General features: G+C 69.0%; 16 protein-coding genes. 6 read left to right on the top strand and 10 right to left on the bottom strand.

Translation table 11 applies throughout. The features are described 5' to 3' along the window. Positions 1-7: 7 nt before the first annotated feature. Together mshC and NF556_RS11190 are read left to right on the top strand one after the other, a co-directional pair. Entirely contained in the window at positions 8-1,279 is a 1,272-nt protein-coding gene (mshC, locus tag NF556_RS11195; RefSeq protein WP_252591021.1) for a cysteine--1-D-myo-inosityl 2-amino-2-deoxy-alpha-D-glucopyranoside ligase, read from the top strand. Between the two features lie 4 nt (positions 1,280-1,283). Then, entirely contained in the window at positions 1,284-2,420 is a 1,137-nt protein-coding gene (locus tag NF556_RS11190; RefSeq protein ID WP_252591020.1) for a glycosyltransferase family 4 protein, read from the top strand. Between the two features lie 36 nt (positions 2,421-2,456). Here NF556_RS11190 and NF556_RS11185 read toward each other — a convergent pair whose 3' ends face one another. After that, the gene (locus tag NF556_RS11185; protein WP_252591019.1) at positions 2,457-3,308 is read right to left on the bottom strand and encodes a PAC2 family protein; all 852 of its coding nucleotides are present in this window, start codon (positions 3,306-3,308) and stop codon (positions 2,457-2,459) included. Between the two features lie 133 nt (positions 3,309-3,441). On the opposite strand from NF556_RS11185, the gene NF556_RS11180 reads away from it, so the two are divergent. Beyond that, positions 3,442-4,125 (top strand): HAD family hydrolase, encoded by a 684-nt coding sequence (locus NF556_RS11180; protein WP_252591018.1) that lies wholly within the window; start codon positions 3,442-3,444, stop codon positions 4,123-4,125. Between the two features lie 25 nt (positions 4,126-4,150). Here the strand turns inward: NF556_RS11180 and NF556_RS11175 are convergent, their stop codons facing one another. Beyond that, positions 4,151-5,038, bottom strand: coding sequence for a RecB family exonuclease (locus NF556_RS11175; RefSeq protein ID WP_252591017.1), 888 nt, complete (start codon positions 5,036-5,038; stop codon positions 4,151-4,153). 80 nt (positions 5,039-5,118) lie between these two features. On the opposite strand from NF556_RS11175, the gene NF556_RS11170 reads away from it, so the two are divergent. The 3 genes from NF556_RS11170 to arc all read left to right on the top strand — a co-directional run bounded on the left by NF556_RS11170 (position 5,119) and on the right by arc (position 9,056). Further along, complete coding sequence (locus tag NF556_RS11170) at positions 5,119-6,222, top strand: site-2 protease family protein (protein ID WP_252591016.1); 1,104 nt, start codon at positions 5,119-5,121, stop codon at positions 6,220-6,222. Between the two features lie 52 nt (positions 6,223-6,274). Further along, positions 6,275-7,354, top strand: a complete 1,080-nt coding sequence (locus tag NF556_RS11165; RefSeq protein WP_252591015.1) for a tRNA (adenine-N1)-methyltransferase — start codon at positions 6,275-6,277, stop codon at positions 7,352-7,354. Positions 7,355-7,439: 85 nt separating this feature from the next. Beyond that, complete coding sequence (arc, locus tag NF556_RS11160) at positions 7,440-9,056, top strand: proteasome ATPase (protein WP_252595782.1); 1,617 nt, start codon at positions 7,440-7,442, stop codon at positions 9,054-9,056. A gap of 60 nt (positions 9,057-9,116) precedes the next feature. Here the strand turns inward: arc and NF556_RS11155 are convergent, their stop codons facing one another. The 8 genes from NF556_RS11155 to NF556_RS11120 all read right to left on the bottom strand — a co-directional run bounded on the left by NF556_RS11155 (position 9,117) and on the right by NF556_RS11120 (position 16,275). After that, positions 9,117-9,548 carry a hypothetical protein gene (locus NF556_RS11155; protein ID WP_252591014.1) on the bottom strand — a complete coding sequence of 144 codons (432 nt, stop codon included), beginning with the start codon at positions 9,546-9,548 and terminating at the stop codon, positions 9,117-9,119. Beyond that, positions 9,545-11,296: a sodium:solute symporter family protein gene (locus tag NF556_RS11150; protein WP_252591013.1), complete on the bottom strand. Its 1,752-nt coding sequence runs from the start codon at positions 11,294-11,296 to the stop codon at positions 9,545-9,547. Before NF556_RS11150 ends, NF556_RS11155 begins: the two co-directional genes overlap by 4 nt. Then, positions 11,293-11,571 (bottom strand): DUF4212 domain-containing protein, encoded by a 279-nt coding sequence (locus NF556_RS11145; protein WP_252591012.1) that lies wholly within the window; start codon positions 11,569-11,571, stop codon positions 11,293-11,295. Before NF556_RS11145 ends, NF556_RS11150 begins: the two co-directional genes overlap by 4 nt. A gap of 203 nt (positions 11,572-11,774) precedes the next feature. Next, positions 11,775-13,535: a sodium/solute symporter gene (locus NF556_RS11140; RefSeq protein WP_252591011.1), complete on the bottom strand. Its 1,761-nt coding sequence runs from the start codon at positions 13,533-13,535 to the stop codon at positions 11,775-11,777. After that, complete coding sequence (locus tag NF556_RS11135) at positions 13,532-13,894, bottom strand: DUF485 domain-containing protein (protein WP_252591010.1); 363 nt, start codon at positions 13,892-13,894, stop codon at positions 13,532-13,534. Before NF556_RS11135 ends, NF556_RS11140 begins: the two co-directional genes overlap by 4 nt. A 28-nt stretch (positions 13,895-13,922) precedes the next feature. After that, positions 13,923-14,648: a LytR/AlgR family response regulator transcription factor gene (locus NF556_RS11130; RefSeq protein WP_252591009.1), complete on the bottom strand. Its 726-nt coding sequence runs from the start codon at positions 14,646-14,648 to the stop codon at positions 13,923-13,925. A 59-nt stretch (positions 14,649-14,707) separates the two neighbouring features. Next, a complete protein-coding gene (locus tag NF556_RS11125) occupies positions 14,708-15,889 on the bottom strand; it encodes a sensor histidine kinase (RefSeq protein WP_252591008.1) in 1,182 nt (393 codons plus the stop codon). Between the two features lie 11 nt (positions 15,890-15,900). Next, positions 15,901-16,275 carry a DUF3054 domain-containing protein gene (locus tag NF556_RS11120; protein ID WP_252591007.1) on the bottom strand — a complete coding sequence of 125 codons (375 nt, stop codon included), beginning with the start codon at positions 16,273-16,275 and terminating at the stop codon, positions 15,901-15,903. Between the last annotated feature and the right edge of the window lie 34 nt (positions 16,276-16,309).

Below are 16,309 nucleotides of genomic sequence, written 5' to 3'. Positions count from 1 at the left end.
CCGAGGCGTGAAGACGTGGAACAGTGCCGCCGTGCCAGACATCCCCGGACACGGGGGCCCGCTCCGGGTCCAGGACTCCGCGACGGGCGTGCCCCAGGTGGTGCACCCCGAGGGCGGCAAGGCCGGCCTCTATGTCTGTGGCATCACCCCCTACGACGCGACGCACATGGGGCACGCAGCCACCTACGTCACGTTTGACCTCGTGGTGCGGGTCTGGCAGGACGCCGGCCTGGACGTCACCTATGTCCAGAACGTGACGGACGTGGACGAGCCGCTGCTCGAGCGTGCCGAGCGGGACGGACTCGACTGGCAGGACCTCGCAGCAGGGCAGATTGATCTGTTCCGCGAGGACATGGAGGCACTGCGCGTCCTCGCTCCGCAGCACTACGTCGGGGCTGTCGAGGGCATCCCGGATGACGTGACGGCCGTGCAACAACTGTTGGCGACTGGCACGGCATACAGCCTGCCCATCGAGACCACCGGCGCAGGGGACGTGGGGCAGGACGTCTATCTCGACCTCGCCACCCAGCCCAGCTTCGGCAGCGTGTCCGGCTGGAGCCGGGACCAGATGACCGAAGTCTTTGCCGAGCGTGGGGGAGACCCCCAGCGGGAGGGCAAGCGTGACGCCTTCGACCCGTTGCTCTGGCGCGCCCACCGCAAGGGTGAACCGCACTGGGACGGAGCGGATCTGGGCGATGGACGGCCCGGCTGGCACATCGAGTGCACCACGATCGCCCTGCGCTACCTGGGCGAGAGCTTCGCGATCCAGGGCGGCGGGACGGACCTGATCTTCCCGCACCACGAGATGAGCGCGGTCCAGGCGCGGGCGCTGACCGGGCAGCCGTTTGCGGGCACGTATGTGCACCAGGCCATGGTGGGGCTGGACGGCGAGAAGATGAGCAAGTCCAAGGGCAACCTCGTCCTCGTCTCGGCGCTGCGGCGCGACGGCGTCGACCCGATGGCCATCCGGCTGGCGCTGCTGGGCCAGCACTACCGCGAGCCGTGGGACTGGACCGACGAGATCCTGCGGTCGGCGGTGGAACGGTTGGCCGCCTGGCGTGCTGCGGTGGCCGGGGACCAGGCCACTCCCGACCAGCACGGCGAAGAACGGGAGAGCGAGCCAGTGCCCGTGGTGGCGGAGATCCGCGCCGCCCTTGCTGACGACCTGAATGCCCCAGCCGCGCTGCGATCGGTCGATGAGTGGGCTCGCGGCGGTGCCGGCGGAGACCGGGCCACGATCGTCGCTGCCATCGATGCCCTGCTGGGCGTCAGCCTCTGATCCCGTGCGTCGCACCCTGCTGGTCACCAACGACTTCCCGCCGCGCCACGGTGGCATCCAGAGCTATCTGCACAACTTTGCGGCGACCCTGCCCGCTGAGGACCTCACGGTCTTCACCTCGAGCTATCACCAGGCCGACACCGCGGCGTTCGACGCAGAGCAGCCCTACGAGGTGCTGCGCTCCAGGCACACGATGATGACGCCCACACCGGACGTGGTCCGCCAGGCGGCAGACATCGTGCGCACCCGCGGGATCGAGACCGTCTGGTTCGGGGCGGCAGCGCCCCTGGGACTGATGGCTCCGAAACTGCGGCAGGCCGGAGCCCAACGAGTGATCGCCTCCACGCACGGTCATGAGGTCGGGTGGTGGATGTCGCCCGGGACGCGGCAACTGCTGGCGCGGATCGCGAGCGGCGCTGACGTGATCACCTACGTCAGCGAATACACCAACCGGCGCCTGGCGGGGGCCTTCAACAGGGCTGGAGCAACAGCCAACCTTCCCTCGGGCGTCGAGAGTGACGTCTTCCGGCCCGACCCGGCCGCCCGCGCGGCCCTGCGCGAGCGCTATGGCCTCGGGGACCGGCCGGTCATCCTGTGTCTGTCCCGCCTGGTCCCTCGCAAGGGGGCCGACAGCCTGATCCGTGCCCTCCCCGCCATCCGGGCCCAGGTCCCGGGGGCCATCCTCGTGATCGCGGGGGAGGGACGCTATGAGAAGAGACTGCGTGCCCTGACGGCCAAGCACGGCGTCGATGATGACGTCCTGTTCACCGGTCGAGTCGCCTCGGACGAGATCGCAGCGCACTATGCCATGCCGGACCTGTTCGCCATGCCGTGTCGCACGCGCGGGGGCGGCCTCGATGTGGAGGGACTGGGCGTGGTCTATCTCGAGGCCGCTGCGGCGGGAGTCCCGGTGATCGCCGGCACCTCCGGTGGGGCACCGGAGACCGTGGTGCAGGGAGAGACGGGACTGGTGGTCAACGGCCGGCAGATCGAGGAGCTGGCCGAGGCTGTGGTGACGATCCTCGGTGACCGCGAGCTTGCCGCTCGGATGGGCGCGGCCGGTCGTGAGTGGGTGCAGACCCGCTGGAACTGGGACGTGCTCGGCGCCCGCCTGCGCGGACTGATCGATGGTGTCGACTGACCGTCACCCGGCTCATCGATGGTGTCGGCTGACCGGTCACCCGGCCTCGTGACCGCCCCGACGTCGCAGATACTTCTCAAACTCGCGCGCGATGGCGTCGCCACTGGCCTCGGGCAGCTCCGCGGTGTCCTGCGCCTCCTCGAGCGACTCGACATACTCCGCGACCTCTTCGTCGGAGGCAGCGAGCTCATCGACGCCGCGCTCCCAGGCACGTGACTCCTCGGTCAGCTCGCCCTCGTCGATCACACAGCCCAGCAGCTCCTCGAGGCGCCCGATCAGGGCCAGCGTCGCCTTGGGTGAGGGCGGGCCGCCGGCATAGTGCGGCACCGCGGCCCACACCGACAGGCCAGGCATGTCGGACTGGCTGGCCTGGTCCATGAGCACTCCCACGATGCCGCTCGGACCCTCATAGGTGCTGCGTTCCACGTCGTGCAGCTCGCGCAGGTCAGAATCCTCGGAGGTGACCGAGACCGGGATCGGTCGGCTGTGCGGCACGTCGGCCAGCAGTGCGCCGAGGGTCACCAGGAGGGTCGCCCCACGGTCCACCGCGAGCGACATGATCTCCGAGACATAGCTGCGCCAGCGGATGGATGGCTCGATGCCGAGCACCAGGATCACGTCCCGGCCCAGCGGTGTGTCGCGTGCCACCAGCACCCGTGTGGTCGGCCAGGTCAGCTGTCGGGTGCCGTTGACCAGGCTGACCCGCGGCCGGTTGACCTGGAAGTCGTAGTAGTCCTCGGGGTCCATCACGGCCATGACCTTGGCGTCCCAGACCCGCACCAGGTGCTCGACAGCCCTCGTCGCGCTCTCCCCGGCGTCATTCCAGCCCTCAAAGGCCGCGATGACGATGGGATCGTTCAACTCCGGCACGTTCCGCACATCAATCATGATCAGCCTCCGGTTCAACAGGTCGTCGCCAGCCTACGAGTCTTCGACCCGAAAGCCGCGCACGTGGCCCTCTCGGGTCTGCAGGTGGCCCCGAGCGTGCCTCCCGCGAGCGCAGGTCGTTAGCATCCTTCGTGTGACACGTGACCAGTTGACCCTGCCCGCGGCGGTGCTGTGGGACATGGACGGCACGCTGATCGACACCGAGCCCTACTGGATGGCGGTCGAGACTGATCTGATCGCGGAGGCCGGGGGCACCTGGACCCATGAGGACGCGGTCGAGTTGGTGGGCAACAGCCTGCTCCGGTCGGCGGAGATCATCCTGGCCCGCACGCCCGTCACCGGCACGCCGCACGAGGTGGTGGAGATCCTCCTCGCCGGGGTGGTCGCACGGACCCGAGAGCGTATGCCGTGGCGCCCCGGAGCGCGCGAGCTCCTCGAAGACTGTGCCGGGCTCGGTGTCCCGTGCGCTCTGGTCACCATGTCCTGGGCACCGCTAGCTGAGGTGTTGCTCGAGAGCGTGCCGGCGGGGACCTTCGCGGCCGTGGTGACCGGCGACCAGGTGGTGCACGGCAAGCCCTCGCCGGATGCCTACCTGCTCGCGGCCGAGCGGCTCGGCGTCACGCCGGCTGACTGCATCGCGGTGGAGGACTCGCCGACGGGCGTCCGCTCGGCGACCGCGGCCGGAGTCCCCACCATCGCCGTGCCTCACGTCGTGCCGGTCCCCGAGGTGCCTGGGATGGTCACCGTCCCGGGCCTGGAGGGAAAGCGGCTCGGGGATCTGATGACGCTCACCCAGCCCCTGCGGGGCCATCACTGAGTCTCAGCGTCCGACCTCTGCACTGTCATTCGTCCGCGTCATCGGCCGGCTCTGCCCGGCCCGTGGCTCGCGGATCCAGGGCGCGCGTCTCGGCATCCACCGGCAGCGGTGGTGGTGTGCCACCCCACGCCGGGCAGATCGGTTTGTGGTGGCACCACGAGCACAGCTTGCTGCGTCGCGGGCGCCAGTCACCGGTGTCGGCGGCCGTCTCGATGGCCCGCCACAGCGCCTTGATCTTGCGCTCGGTCGCGACCAGCTCGTGCTCGTCAGGGGCATAGCGCAGGATCTGCCCGTCCCGCAGATAGACCAGCTGGAGCAGCGTCGGGATGACACCGCGGGTGCGCCAGAGCACCAGGGCATAGAACTTCATCTGGAAGAGCGCCTTGCCCTCCCACAGCTCTGAGGGGGACCGGCCGGTCTTGTAGTCGACCACCCGCAGTCGCCCATCAGGGGCCACGTCGAGGCGATCGACATAGCCGCGCATGACCAGGCCGTCGACCTCGGCCTCGACATAGAGCTCACGCTCGGCGGGCTCAAGCCGGGTCGGATCCTCCAGGGTGAACCAGGTCCGTACAAAACCGGCCGCCTCGGCAAACCACGCGGTCTCGTCCGGCAGATTGTCGACGGCCGTTGCATCGACCTCTGCTGGCTCGGCACCGCTCAGCAGGGAGGCCAGCTCGGGCTCCTCCTGCACCAACCGAGCCCACTCGCCGGGCAGCAGCGCGATCGTGGCCTCCGCGGTGCGTTCCGGAGCAGGCAGGTCGAAGACGCGCTCCAGGGCCGCGTGGACCAGGGTCCCGCGGGCAGCCGCAGCACTGGGGGGCTCCGGCAGCCGGTCCACGACGCGGAAGCGATACAGCAACGGGCACTGCATGAAGTCGGAGGCCCGGCTGGGCGACAGTGCTGGCGTCATGACCTGCACCCTAGGCAAGACCACTGACGCTGCCCCGACCGCATCCACAGGCTCGAGCTTCCCGCGGATAGTGTTGCCGCATGACAGCGCCCTCGACCAAGGCGCCCGGGTGGCGCATCGGCCGACTCGCTGGCGCCCCTGTTTACATCGGCCGCAGCTGGTTCCTGGTTGCCGGCGTCATCGTCGTGCTCTTCGGGCCGGTCGTGCAAAACGTCCTGCCCGACCTGGGTGCCTGGGCCTATCTGGTGGCCGGCGCCTTCGCGCTCCTGCTGCTGGTCTCCGTCCTGGTGCACGAGGCCGCGCACGCACTGGTGGGTCAGGCCTGTGGTTATGTCGTCAGCCGGGTGGTGGCCGACTTCTGGGGCGGCCACACGGCATACGACAGTCGCGACAGCACCGCCGGGCGCAGTGCCCTCGTCGCCATCGCCGGCCCCCTGGCCAACGCCGGTCTGGCCGGCCTCGGGTGGCTGTGGCTGCAACAGATCGAGACAGAGACACAGACCATCGCCTTCCTGCTCGCGGCGGGGTTCACCTGGGCCAACGCCTTCGTGGCGGCCTTCAACCTGCTGCCAGGGCTGCCCCTGGACGGTGGCTTCCTGGTGGACTCGCTCGTCTGGAAGATCACCGGCAGCCGAGCCCTGGGCATGATCGTGGCCGGCTGGAGCGGCCGTCTCGTGGTGGTCGCCGTCGCCTGGTGGTTGCTGGGGCGCCCCTGGCTCGCGGGCCAGGAGCTCCAGATGACCAACGTCCTGTGGCTGGTGGTCCTCGGCGGCTTCCTCTGGTTCGGGGCCAGCGACGCGATCAAGGTGGGCCACGCCCGGCGACGGCTGGAGTCTGTGCGGGTCCGGGACTACCTCACGCCGGTCATGACGGTGCCGGCCGACAGCACTCTCACCCAGCTCCCGCCGCCAGCGGGACAGTTGGTGATGGGCACCGACTCAGACGGCCGGCCCGTCGGGGTGCTGGACCCCGCCGCGCTCAACTCGGTGCCCCGCGAGGCGTGGTCGACCACCCCGGTGAGCACTGTGCTCCAGCACCTGCCTGCGGGCTGGGTGGTGCCGGCCGCGCCCGAGGACGACATGACGGACGTGGTCATCGCGATCCAGACCGACCACCTGCCACTGGTCGCGGTGCAAGACAGTGATGGGCACGTCCACGGGGTCGTGCGCGCCTCCGACCTGTGATCAGGACCACGGAGGCCACGGCATACGGCAGTGGCACCTAGACTCATCGGCTGTGACTGACCCCCAGCCTGCCTCTCAGCCCACCGAGCTGGACCCCACCGGCGCTGCCCTGCGCCGCGGCCCGTTCCGAGTGGGGGACCGCGTGCAACTCACCGACGCGCGCGGTCGCCTGCACACCATCGCGCTCGAGGCCGGGAAACAGTTCCACACCCACCGCGGCCACATCAAGCACGACGACCTGATCGGTATGCCGGATGGCTCGGTCGTCGCGCACAGCTCGGGGGCGGAGTATCTCGCCCTGCGGCCACTGCTCCCGGACTATGTGCTGTCCATGCCGCGCGGTGCGCAGGTGGTCTATCCCAAGGACGCCGGGCAGATCGTGACGATGGCCGACATCTTCCCCGGCGCCCGCGTCGTCGAGGCGGGGGTCGGGTCCGGCGCGCTCAGCCTCTCCCTGCTGCGAGCCGTCGGTGATGGGGGTCAGCTGTTCAGCTTCGAGCGCCGCGAGGACTTCGCCGAGATCGCCCGGGGCAACGCCCGCATCTTTTTCGGGGACGACCACCCGGCGTGGACCGTCACCGTCGGCGACCTGGTGGAGGCCCTGCCACAGACCGTCGAACCGGGCAGCATCGACCGGGTCGTGCTCGACATGCTGGCCCCCTGGGACTGCCTGGAGGTCGTGGGGGACGCGCTGGCCCCCGGCGGCGTCCTGATCTGTTATGTCGCCACCGCCACCCAACTCTCGCGCGTGGCGGAGGCCGCCCGCACGGACGGCGGCTGGACCGAGCCGCAGGCCTGGGAGTCCATGGTGCGCGGCTGGCACCTGGAGGGGCTCTCGGTCCGCCCGGAGCACCGGATGCACGGGCACACCGGCTTCCTGCTCACCACTCGCCGGCTCGCGCCCGACACCACGGCACCGGTGCGGCGCACCCGCCCGAACCACGGGGCCTACGGGGAGGACTACACCCCGCCGCAGGAGGAGTGGACCCCCGAGGACGTCGGTGAGCGGGTCACGTCCGACAAGCGCGTGCGCCGGACGATCCGCGGCCTGACCCAGGACGTCGACAAAGTCGTCGCCGCACAGGAGGACGCGGCCGCGCAGGAGGACGACGATCGGGGCCACGACGTCTAGGGTGGAATGACACCACCGCGGAGGAGTCGAAGTGTCCGAAGAGCCCCAGGACCGTCCCGCCGTCGCCGGCCATGCCCGCGTCCGCCTGCTCGAGCAGCGCATCCTGCACCTGGAGACGCGCCTGGGCAGCGTCACGGGTCAGAACGACAAGCTGAGTGACACCCTGCGTCAGGCGCGCGCTCAGATCGTCCGGCTCCGGGAGGACCTGGACTCGATGGGCGAGCCGCCGCTGAGCTATGCCACCGTCCTGCAGCGGCACGAGGATGGCAACGTCGAGATCTCGTTCGCCGGGCGCAAGATCCGCGTGCGGGCCATCTCGGACGTGCCGAGCGAGGCGCTCCAGCCGGGCCGTGAGGTCCTGCTCAACGACGCCCAGACCATCGTCGGGGTCGCCGAGTTCGAGCGCACCGGCGAGGTCGTCATGATCAAGGAGATCCTCGAGGACGGCCGCGTCCTCGTCCTGGTGCGCGGCGACGAGGAGCGCGTATGCCGTGTGGCCGGCTCCCTGGAGCCGCCCTACCGGGTGGGTGACGGGCTGCTGATGGACAGCCGTTCCGGCTTTGTCTATGAGCGGATCGCCATGTCCGAGGTCAGTGATCTGGTGCTCGAGGAGGTGCCCGACATCTCCTACGAGGACATCGGCGGCCTCACCAAGCAGATCGAGATGATCAAGGACTCCGTCGAACTGCCCTTCCTGCACACCGAGCTCTATGAGGAGCACGAGCTGCGTCCGCCCAAGGGCGTCCTGCTCTATGGCCCGCCCGGCTGTGGCAAGACGCTGATCGCCAAGGCGGTCGCCGCCAGCCTCGCCCGGCAGTCTGCGGTGCGCACCGGCCGCGACGATGTCAGCAGCTATTTCCTGAACATCAAGGGCCCCGAGCTGCTCAACAAGTATGTCGGCGAGACCGAGCGGCACATCCGCACGATCTTCCAGCGCGCCCGGGAGAAGTCCAGCGAGGGCACGCCCGTGGTGGTCTTCTTCGACGAGATGGAATCGCTCTTTCGCACTCGAGGCTCCGGCGTGTCCAGCGACGTGGAGACCACGATCGTCCCGCAGCTGTTGGCCGAGATCGACGGTGTCGAGCGCCTGGACAACGTCATCGTCATCGGAGCCTCCAACCGGGAGGACATGATCGACCCCGCGATCCTGCGGCCGGGCCGCCTCGATGTGAAGATCAAGATCGAGCGGCCGGACGCCGAGGGCGCCATGGACATCTTCAGCAAATACCTCACCTCCGGCATCCCGCTGCACCCGGATGACCTGGCCGAGCACGGCGGGGACCGGGAGGCCACCGTGCAGGCGATGATCGCGGCCACCGTCGAGCGGATGTATGCGCAGATCGACGAGAACCAGTTCCTTGAGGTCACCTATGCCGGCGGTGACAAGGAGATCCTCTATTTCAAGGACTTCAACTCGGGCGCGATGATCCACAACATTGTTGACCGCGGCAAGAAGATGGCCATCAAGGACCTCCTGGTCTCCGGGTCCCACGGGCTGCGGGTCGACCACCTGCTGCAGGCGTGCGTTGACGAGTTCAAGGAGAACGAGGACCTGCCCAACACGACCAACCCCGACGACTGGGCGCGGATCTCGGGCAAGAAGGGCGAGCGGATCGTCTACATTCGCACGCTCATCTCCGGCAAGGACGGCACCACCCCGGGCCGCACCCTGGAGCGCGGCAACACCGGTCAGTACCTCTGAGCCCAACGAACCCCCTGCACACCACGTGCAGGGGGTTCGCCGGTCTCGACGGGGTGTGGGTCAGGCCTTCACGACCTCCACATTCCACAGCTGCCAGGCGGCGATGGCGCACAGGAGACCGCCCACGAAGGTGAGCAGCAGCCCGGGGCCGGGCATCCAGCCGGCCATGCCGACCTGGCTGAACATGTGCCAGAACTGCCACACCGGGATGACCATCGAGACACCCGCGGCAATCACCGCCTGGGCGATCGCCAGCATGCGCAGCGGCACCAGGGCACCGGCCAGGGCGAGCATCGCCACGGTCGCGGTCCACAGGCCCGGGCCATTCATGCCGGTGAAGTTGCCCAGCGGGGTGTAGAGCCAGGGCAGGAAGGCCCCGAGCAGCATCATCGCGCTGGCGGCAAGGAGGCGCTTCTGCCCGGGCAGCTTGCGTCCGCGCACCGGCTGACGCTGGCCAGGTCCGGCGACCTTGCGCTCAGCCACGGCGGTCACGACTCGTCCTTGCGGCCGCCGTGGTCACCATGGTCGCCGTGGTCATCGTGCAGCAACTCGTCGTCGAGCGAACCCGCCGCGTGGGCCGCGACGAGCTCGCTGCGACCCGGGTAGCGGATGTCCTCGACCAGTTGCTGCATGGCCTCGGTCGGCTTGGTGGTGAACTGCGACACGATGATGGTCACGATGAAGTTGATCACCATGCCGATGGCACCGAAGGCGACCTCGTTGATGCCGAAGAGGCCGTCGCTGCCGCCATAGATGTCGATCGTCCAGATCTGATAGGCCAGCGTGGTGCCCAGACCGGCCACCATGCCGGCTGCGGCTCCGGCGGCGGTGCACTTCTTCCAGAAGATCCCCAGCACGAGGATCGGGAAGAAGCTTGCCGCGCCGAGTCCGAAGGCCAGTGCCACCACTTGCGCCACGAACCCAGGGGGGTTGATGCCGAGGTAGCCAGCCACGACGATCGCGGCGCCCATGGCGATGCGACCGACCATCAGCTGACGGGCCTCGGTGGCCTGCGGGTTGATCCTCTTGTAGTAGACGTCGTTGGCGACCGAGGAGGAGATGACCAGCAGCAGACCGGAGGCGGTGGACAGCGCCGCCGCCAGACCGCCAGCGGCGACCAGACCGATGATCGGGGCCGGCAGGCCGGCGATTTCCGGCGTGGCCAACACCACGATGTCGTTGTTGATGGCGAGCTCAAAGGCATCGCCCAAGCCACCCTGGACGTCGATCAGGCCGTTGCCGTTGAGGTCGTTGACCGTGATCAGGCCGACGTCCTGCCACGACTTGAACCACTCGGGCTCCGAGCCGATCGCCGTGCCCGGGATGTCGTTGAGCACGTTGTACTTGCTGAACGCCCCGATGGCCGGGGCCGTCAGATAGAGCAGCGAGATGAAGAACAGTGCCCACAGCGCGGAGAACCGGGCTGCGCGCACGCTCTTGGCGGTGTAGAAACGCACGATCACGTGCGGCAGGCCGGCGGTGCCGAACATCAGAGCCGCGGTGATCAGGAACATGTTCAGCATGTTCATCTGGGTGAAGGCACCGGTGTACTCGGCCAACCCGAGGTCAGCCTGCAGCCCGTTGAGCTCCTCCATGATCTGACCGAAGCCGATCTGCGGGACGGGGATGCCGGTGAGCTTCTGGGAGATGGCAAAGGCCGGGATCAGATAGGCCACGATCAGCACGGAGTACTGCGCGACCTGCGTCCAGGTGATGCCCTTCATGCCGCCGAGCACGGCATACAGGAAGACGATCACCATGCCGATGATGACGCCGACCGTGGTGTCGACGCCCAGGAAGCGCTGGAAGACCACGCCGACACCGGACATCTGCCCGGCGACATAGACGAAGGAGACCACGATCGCGCAGACGACCGCGATCAGGCGGGCCGTCTCGGAATAGCGGTCACCGACGAAGTCGGGGACCGTGTATTTGCCGAACTTGCGCAGATAGGGCGCCAACAGCATGGCCAGCAACACATAACCGCCGGTCCAGCCCATCAGATAGACCGAGCCGGAGTAGCCGTTGCCAGAGAAGGCGATGATGCCGGCCATCGAGATGAACGACGCGGCGCTCATCCAGTCCGCAGCGATGGCGGCGCCGTTGGCCGGGGCAGGGATGCCACCGCCTGCGACATAGAAGCCGGAGGTGGTGCTGACCCGGCTGGCGTAGGCGATGTAGATGTAGATAGAGAAGGTGATCGCGACGAAGATCAGGGTCCAGACCTGCACGGTGCTCATGAGTGGTGGACCTCCTCCTCGTACTCGGTGATCCCGAACTCCTTGTCCAGCTTGTCCATCCGCCAGACATAGATGGCGATCAGGATGAGGAAGGTGAGGATCGAGCCCTGCTGGGCGAACCAGAAGCCCAGGGGGACCCCGATGATCGAGAAGTTGTTGAGTGGCTCGACGAACAGGATCCCGGCTCCGTAGGAGACCAGGGCCCAGAACACGAGCAGGATGGCCATCAGGCGCAGATTGCGCTTCCAGTAACTGGTGCGCTGCTCAGCATCCATGACGACACCTCCTGCATGGGGCGGTGGGGTGGGGCATGACAGTTCTCCTCCACAGTCGGTTCACGGCGTTGTGACGTGAGACACGCTAGGGAGGTGCAGGTGCCGTCGGCAGGATCTGGTCGCCGTGGCTCGACCAGCGGCGGCAGGGGTCGCTGTCCGGCAACGCCGGGTGCGACGAACGGTCCGCCACGCGGGATGAACGGTCAGGGTTTGCGGGCCTTCCACCGGTCCTCGGGGTCCCAGTCACCACGGTTGAGATCGACGCTCTCCGGTGTGTGCAGACGGATCATCGTGCGGGTGACCCCGCTGGCGATGCGGCGCGGGGTGGCCAGGGAGACGCCCACCATCATCAGGAAGGCCAGCGGCATCGTCCAGGCCGCGGGCTGGGCCAGGAGCGGTCCCCACCAGCCCTCCTGGGGTGACCACAGGATCGTGCCGAGGACCGCGAGCGTGGACAACCCGCCACCGGTGACGAGACCAGCGATGGCGCCGGCGTCGGTGAGCCGGGGCCACCAGATGCCGAGCAGCAGCAGCGGGCAGAAGCTCGAGGCCGCCACAGCGAAGGCCAGCCCGACCACATCGGCGATCCCCAGCGACGGACTGAACAGCGCCAGGGTGATGGGGACGGTCAGGGCCAGGGCAGCGCTGAGCCGGAAGGCCCGCACCGGGTTGCGCACCCGCCTGCCGATGAGGTCCTGGGAGAGCACCCCCGCCACCGAGATGGTCAGGCCCGACGAGGTGGACAGGAAGGCCGCGAAGGCACCCGCGGTGACCAGGGCAGACAGCGCGTCGCCAGGGGCACCGTCGATGAGTTGGCCCGGCAGCAGCAGGACCACCGCGTCGGTGCGTCCCGTCAGCAGGAGCTCCGGGGTGTAGATCCGTCCCAGGGCCCCGTAGATCGTCGGCAGGAGATAGAAGATGCCCAGCAACCCGAGGACGGCGACCGTCGTGCGGCGCGCGGCCCGACCGTCGGGGTTGGTATAGAAGCGCACCAGCACGTGCGGCAGGCCCATCGTGCCGAAGAAGAGCGCAAGGATCAGCGAGTAGGTCGAGTACAGCGGGTGCTCACTGGCCGAGCGCAGCGGGAGCAGCCAGTCCTCACCGGCCAGGGGGGTGAGCGAGTCGGCGTGCGGGATCCGGGCCCCTGCTGGGAAGGTGATCTCGGTGCCCCTGGACAACTCGTGGCTGCCCGGCTCGAGCGTCAGGGTGCCGTCGACCTGGGTCCCGTTCACCCGCCCGTCCGCACGGACCTCAAGGGGCTCCTGGACCTCGACCGACACTCCGGTGGCGATCTCCACGGCGGTGTCGGCGACAAAGATCGGCGGCCCCTCCTGGTTGATCGTCGGGGTGCCCTGGGACTGCCAGACCAGGACGATGAAGATCGCCGGGACCGCCAGCGCAGTCAACTTCAACCAGTACTGGAACGCCTGCACGAAGGTGATGCTCCGCATACCGCCGGAGAGCACGCCCACCAGGACGACCGCCGCGACCAGGACCGGGCCGACCCACTGGGGTGCCCCCGTCACGGTGCGGACCGTGAGCCCGGCGGCCTGGAACTGGGGGAGCAGATAGAGCCACCCGATCGTGACGACCAGGACGCTGGCCGTACGGCGGGCGGTGAGGGACTCCAGACGGGCCTCGGCAAAGTCCGGCAGCGTGTAGGCCCCGGACCGGCGCAGGGGAGCGGCCACCAGGACGAGCAGCACCAGGTATCCCGCTGTGTAGCCGACCGGGAACCACAGCATGTCGGCGCCGTAGGCCAGGACCAGGCCGGCCACCCCGAGGAAGGAGGCCGCCGAGAGATATTCGCCGCCGATGGCCGAGGCGTTCCACCACGGCGTCACGGTGCGGGACGCGACATAGAAGTCGCTGGTGGTGCGGGCCGCACGGATGCCCACGATGCCGACCAGGATCGTGGCCACCGACGTGACCAGGATGGCGATCAGCCCGATGGTCGGACTCATCGCTGGTCGAGGATGTCCACAAAGTCACGCTCGATGCGCTCGGCGTTGCTGGCATAGAACCAGGCGGCACCGAGCAGCGCCGGATAGACCACGAACCCGAGGATGAGCCAGGGCAGGGTGATCCCGAAGACGCTGATGGCCGCGACGTCGGGGAAGATCCGAAAGACCAGGGGGAGGGCGGCCAGGACCCCGAGCGCGACGGTCAGGACCGCCAGGCCCAGGCGCAACTGGGAGCGGATCAGCGAGGAGATATAGACCCCGCCGAGCTCGGTCTGCTCATCGATCTCGTGGGTGAGCGAGGTCGGGCGCACCCGTGGGCGCCGCCGGCTCGGGTGGGTGACCTCGACCCGCTCACTCATCGGCTGGCCCTCTCCTGGGCGGTTGTTCTCATCGGCTCGCCCGCTTGACCAGCAGATCGCGCAGCTCGCGAGTGTGCCGACGGCTGACGGCCAGACCCTGCCCACCGACGATCACGGTGTAACGGCCGCCGTCCACCCGGATCTCCTCGACGTGCTGCAGCGACACCAGGTGGCTGCGGTGGATCCGGACGAACCCGGCCTCGGCCCACCGCTCCTCAAGGGTCGCCAGCGGCATGCGCAGCAGGTGGCTGCCGTCCGCCGTGTGCAGGCGGGCGTAGTCGCCCTGGGCCGTGACAAAGCGGATCTCGCTGCGGCGCACAAAACGGGTGACCCCGCCGAGCTCGACCGGGATCGACTCGTCCGGCTCGTCGGGAGCCGTCGCGGTGGCCCCCTCGATGTGCTCCAGGGCGCGGCCCAGAGCAGCGGTGAGACGGGCTGGCCGATAGGGCTTCATCACGTAGTCGACGGCCTGCACGTCGAAGGCGTCCACGGCGTGGGTCTCGTAGGCGGTCACGAAGACCACCGCTGGCGGCTGTCGGAACCGCGCCAGGACGCGGGCCAGGTCCAGCCCGGACAGGCCCGGCATGCGGATGTCGAGGAAGACGATGTCAATGTCCTCCTGCTCCAACAGCCGCAGGGCGCTGGCCCCCTCGGTGGCCGTGAGCACCCGGTCGACACGGTCGTCGGCCGACAGCAGGTGCGCGATCTCGCGCAGGGCTGGCGGTTCGTCATCGACAGCGAGGACGCTCGGCATACCCGGCAGAGTAGTCGGCCCGTCAAGATCTCGTCGGATCGCCGGATCAGCAACCGGCCTCAGGTGGCGTGGACGCCGGGGGCATACTTCGGCACGCGCAGGCTGACCCGGGTCCCGGCACCGGGGGCGGTCTCCACGACGAGACCGTGCTCGTCACCGAAGACGCTGCGCAGGCGCTCGTCGACGTTGCCGAGCCCGACGTGGTCACCGCCCTCGCCGACCAGGTTCTGAAGGACCCGCTCCGGCTCCATGCCGACCCCGTCGTCCTCGATGCTGATGCTTGCCTCGTTGCCGGCGTCCTCGGCGACGATCGTGATCCGCCCGGTGCCCTGGCGCCCCTCCAGCCCGTGGCGGACGGCGTTTTCCACCAGCGGTTGCAGGCACAGGAACGGCACGGCGACCGGCAGCACCTCGGGGGAGACCCGCAAGGTCACCTCCAGGCGGCCACCGAACCGGGCCTGCTCCAGCGTCAGATAGCGCTCGATGGAGCGCAGCTCCTCGGCCAGCGTCGTGAACTCACCGTGCCGGCGGAAGGAATAGCGCGTGAAGTCGGCAAACTCCAGCAACAACTCCCGGGCGTGCTCAGGGTCGGTGCGCACGTAGGACGCGATGGCGCCCAGGCTGTTGTAGATGAAGTGCGGTGAGATCTGCGCGCGCAGCGCCCGGATCTCGGCCTCGGCCAGCTTGGCGCGGGAGCGGTCGAGCTCGGCGAGCTCCAGCTGCCCCGACACGAAGCGCGCCACCTCCTCGACAGCGCGGACCAGCCGCGCCGACGGCCGGCTGCCGGTGTAGGCCGTCAGCACCCCGACCACGTGGTCCTCGGTGGTCAGGGCGGCCGTGACGGCATGGCGCACGGGGCACTCCGGGTCGGCGCAGGTCACCGTCGAGGTGCCGAGGACACTGGTCGACCCGTCCCGGATCGTCCCCTGAGCGTGATTCACGGCGTGCTGGGCATGGGCGTCCGAGCCGGTCCCGTCCCAGGCCAGCAGGGAGGTGCCGTCGCTGAGGGCCAGGGCCGGGACGCTGAGCAGGTCACGCAGATGGCGTGCGGCGCGCTCGGCGCCCGCCTCAAGCCCGGCGCGCAGGGCGGGGGTGGCCAGGCTGCTCATGTGCAGCACCCGATAGGTTGCCTGGTCCTCGGTCGTGCCCAGCACGAGGCGCGAGCGGACGAACCAGGTGAGCAGCGCGGCCCCGGCCGCGATGATGAGCAGCCCGATCCCGACGGCCAGTGCCGTGTCCATGGCTGGTCAGCCTATGGCCTGGTCCGGTGTGCCGCCGCAGGATTGGAGGTGTCACGGCCCAGCAGTATGCCGATCAGGCGCCACCCCAGGAGCCCGGCACCCAGGACGAGGGTCGCCACGATCAGGAAGGGCAGGGCGGTGCCCTGCCCGGAGAGGGCACGCAGGCCCATGCCGAGGAAGAGAGTGATCAACCACAGCAGGGCGCCGGCCCGCGGTCCGGTGAGGCGAAGGTGCAGGGATCGCGTCGCCACCCAGCCGGCCACGAGCGCAAGGAGGAAGGGCCACAGCGCGTGCAGTGAGCCCAGCGAGGCGAGTCCCTCCTCGTGGGTGACGCGGCCGATCAGGACGAAGACGGTGACCACGAGCAGGTCCAGGACATAGGGCACCGGCTCAGGGTGTCACAGCGCACCCGGTCCGACC

This window comes from Ornithinimicrobium faecis, from assembly GCF_023923225.1.
GTDB lineage: Bacteria > Actinomycetota > Actinomycetes > Actinomycetales > Dermatophilaceae > Ornithinicoccus > Ornithinicoccus faecis.
The sequence above is the reverse complement of the archived record's forward strand: the minus strand, read 5'-3'. Positions and strand labels throughout refer to the sequence as shown.

What these genes read in the sequence shown, in the direction of transcription:
- NF556_RS11185 (WP_252591019.1), bottom strand. Translation starts at nt 3,308, where the DNA reads ATGATTGATGTGCGGAACGTGCCGGAGTTGAACGATCCCATCGTCATC.
- NF556_RS11175 (WP_252591017.1), bottom strand. Translation starts at nt 5,038, where the DNA reads ATGACGCCAGCACTGTCGCCCAGCCGGGCCTCCGACTTCATGCAGTGC.
- NF556_RS11170 (WP_252591016.1), top strand. Translation starts at nt 5,119, where the DNA reads ATGACAGCGCCCTCGACCAAGGCGCCCGGGTGGCGCATCGGCCGACTC.
- NF556_RS11150 (WP_252591013.1), bottom strand. Translation starts at nt 11,296, where the DNA reads ATGAGCACCGTGCAGGTCTGGACCCTGATCTTCGTCGCGATCACCTTC.
- NF556_RS11145 (WP_252591012.1), bottom strand. Translation starts at nt 11,571, where the DNA reads ATGGATGCTGAGCAGCGCACCAGTTACTGGAAGCGCAATCTGCGCCTG.
- NF556_RS11140 (WP_252591011.1), bottom strand. Translation starts at nt 13,535, where the DNA reads ATGAGTCCGACCATCGGGCTGATCGCCATCCTGGTCACGTCGGTGGCC.
- NF556_RS11135 (WP_252591010.1), bottom strand. Translation starts at nt 13,894, where the DNA reads ATGAGTGAGCGGGTCGAGGTCACCCACCCGAGCCGGCGGCGCCCACGG.
- NF556_RS11130 (WP_252591009.1), bottom strand. Translation starts at nt 14,648, where the DNA reads ATGCCGAGCGTCCTCGCTGTCGATGACGAACCGCCAGCCCTGCGCGAG.
- NF556_RS11125 (WP_252591008.1), bottom strand. Translation starts at nt 15,889, where the DNA reads ATGGACACGGCACTGGCCGTCGGGATCGGGCTGCTCATCATCGCGGCC.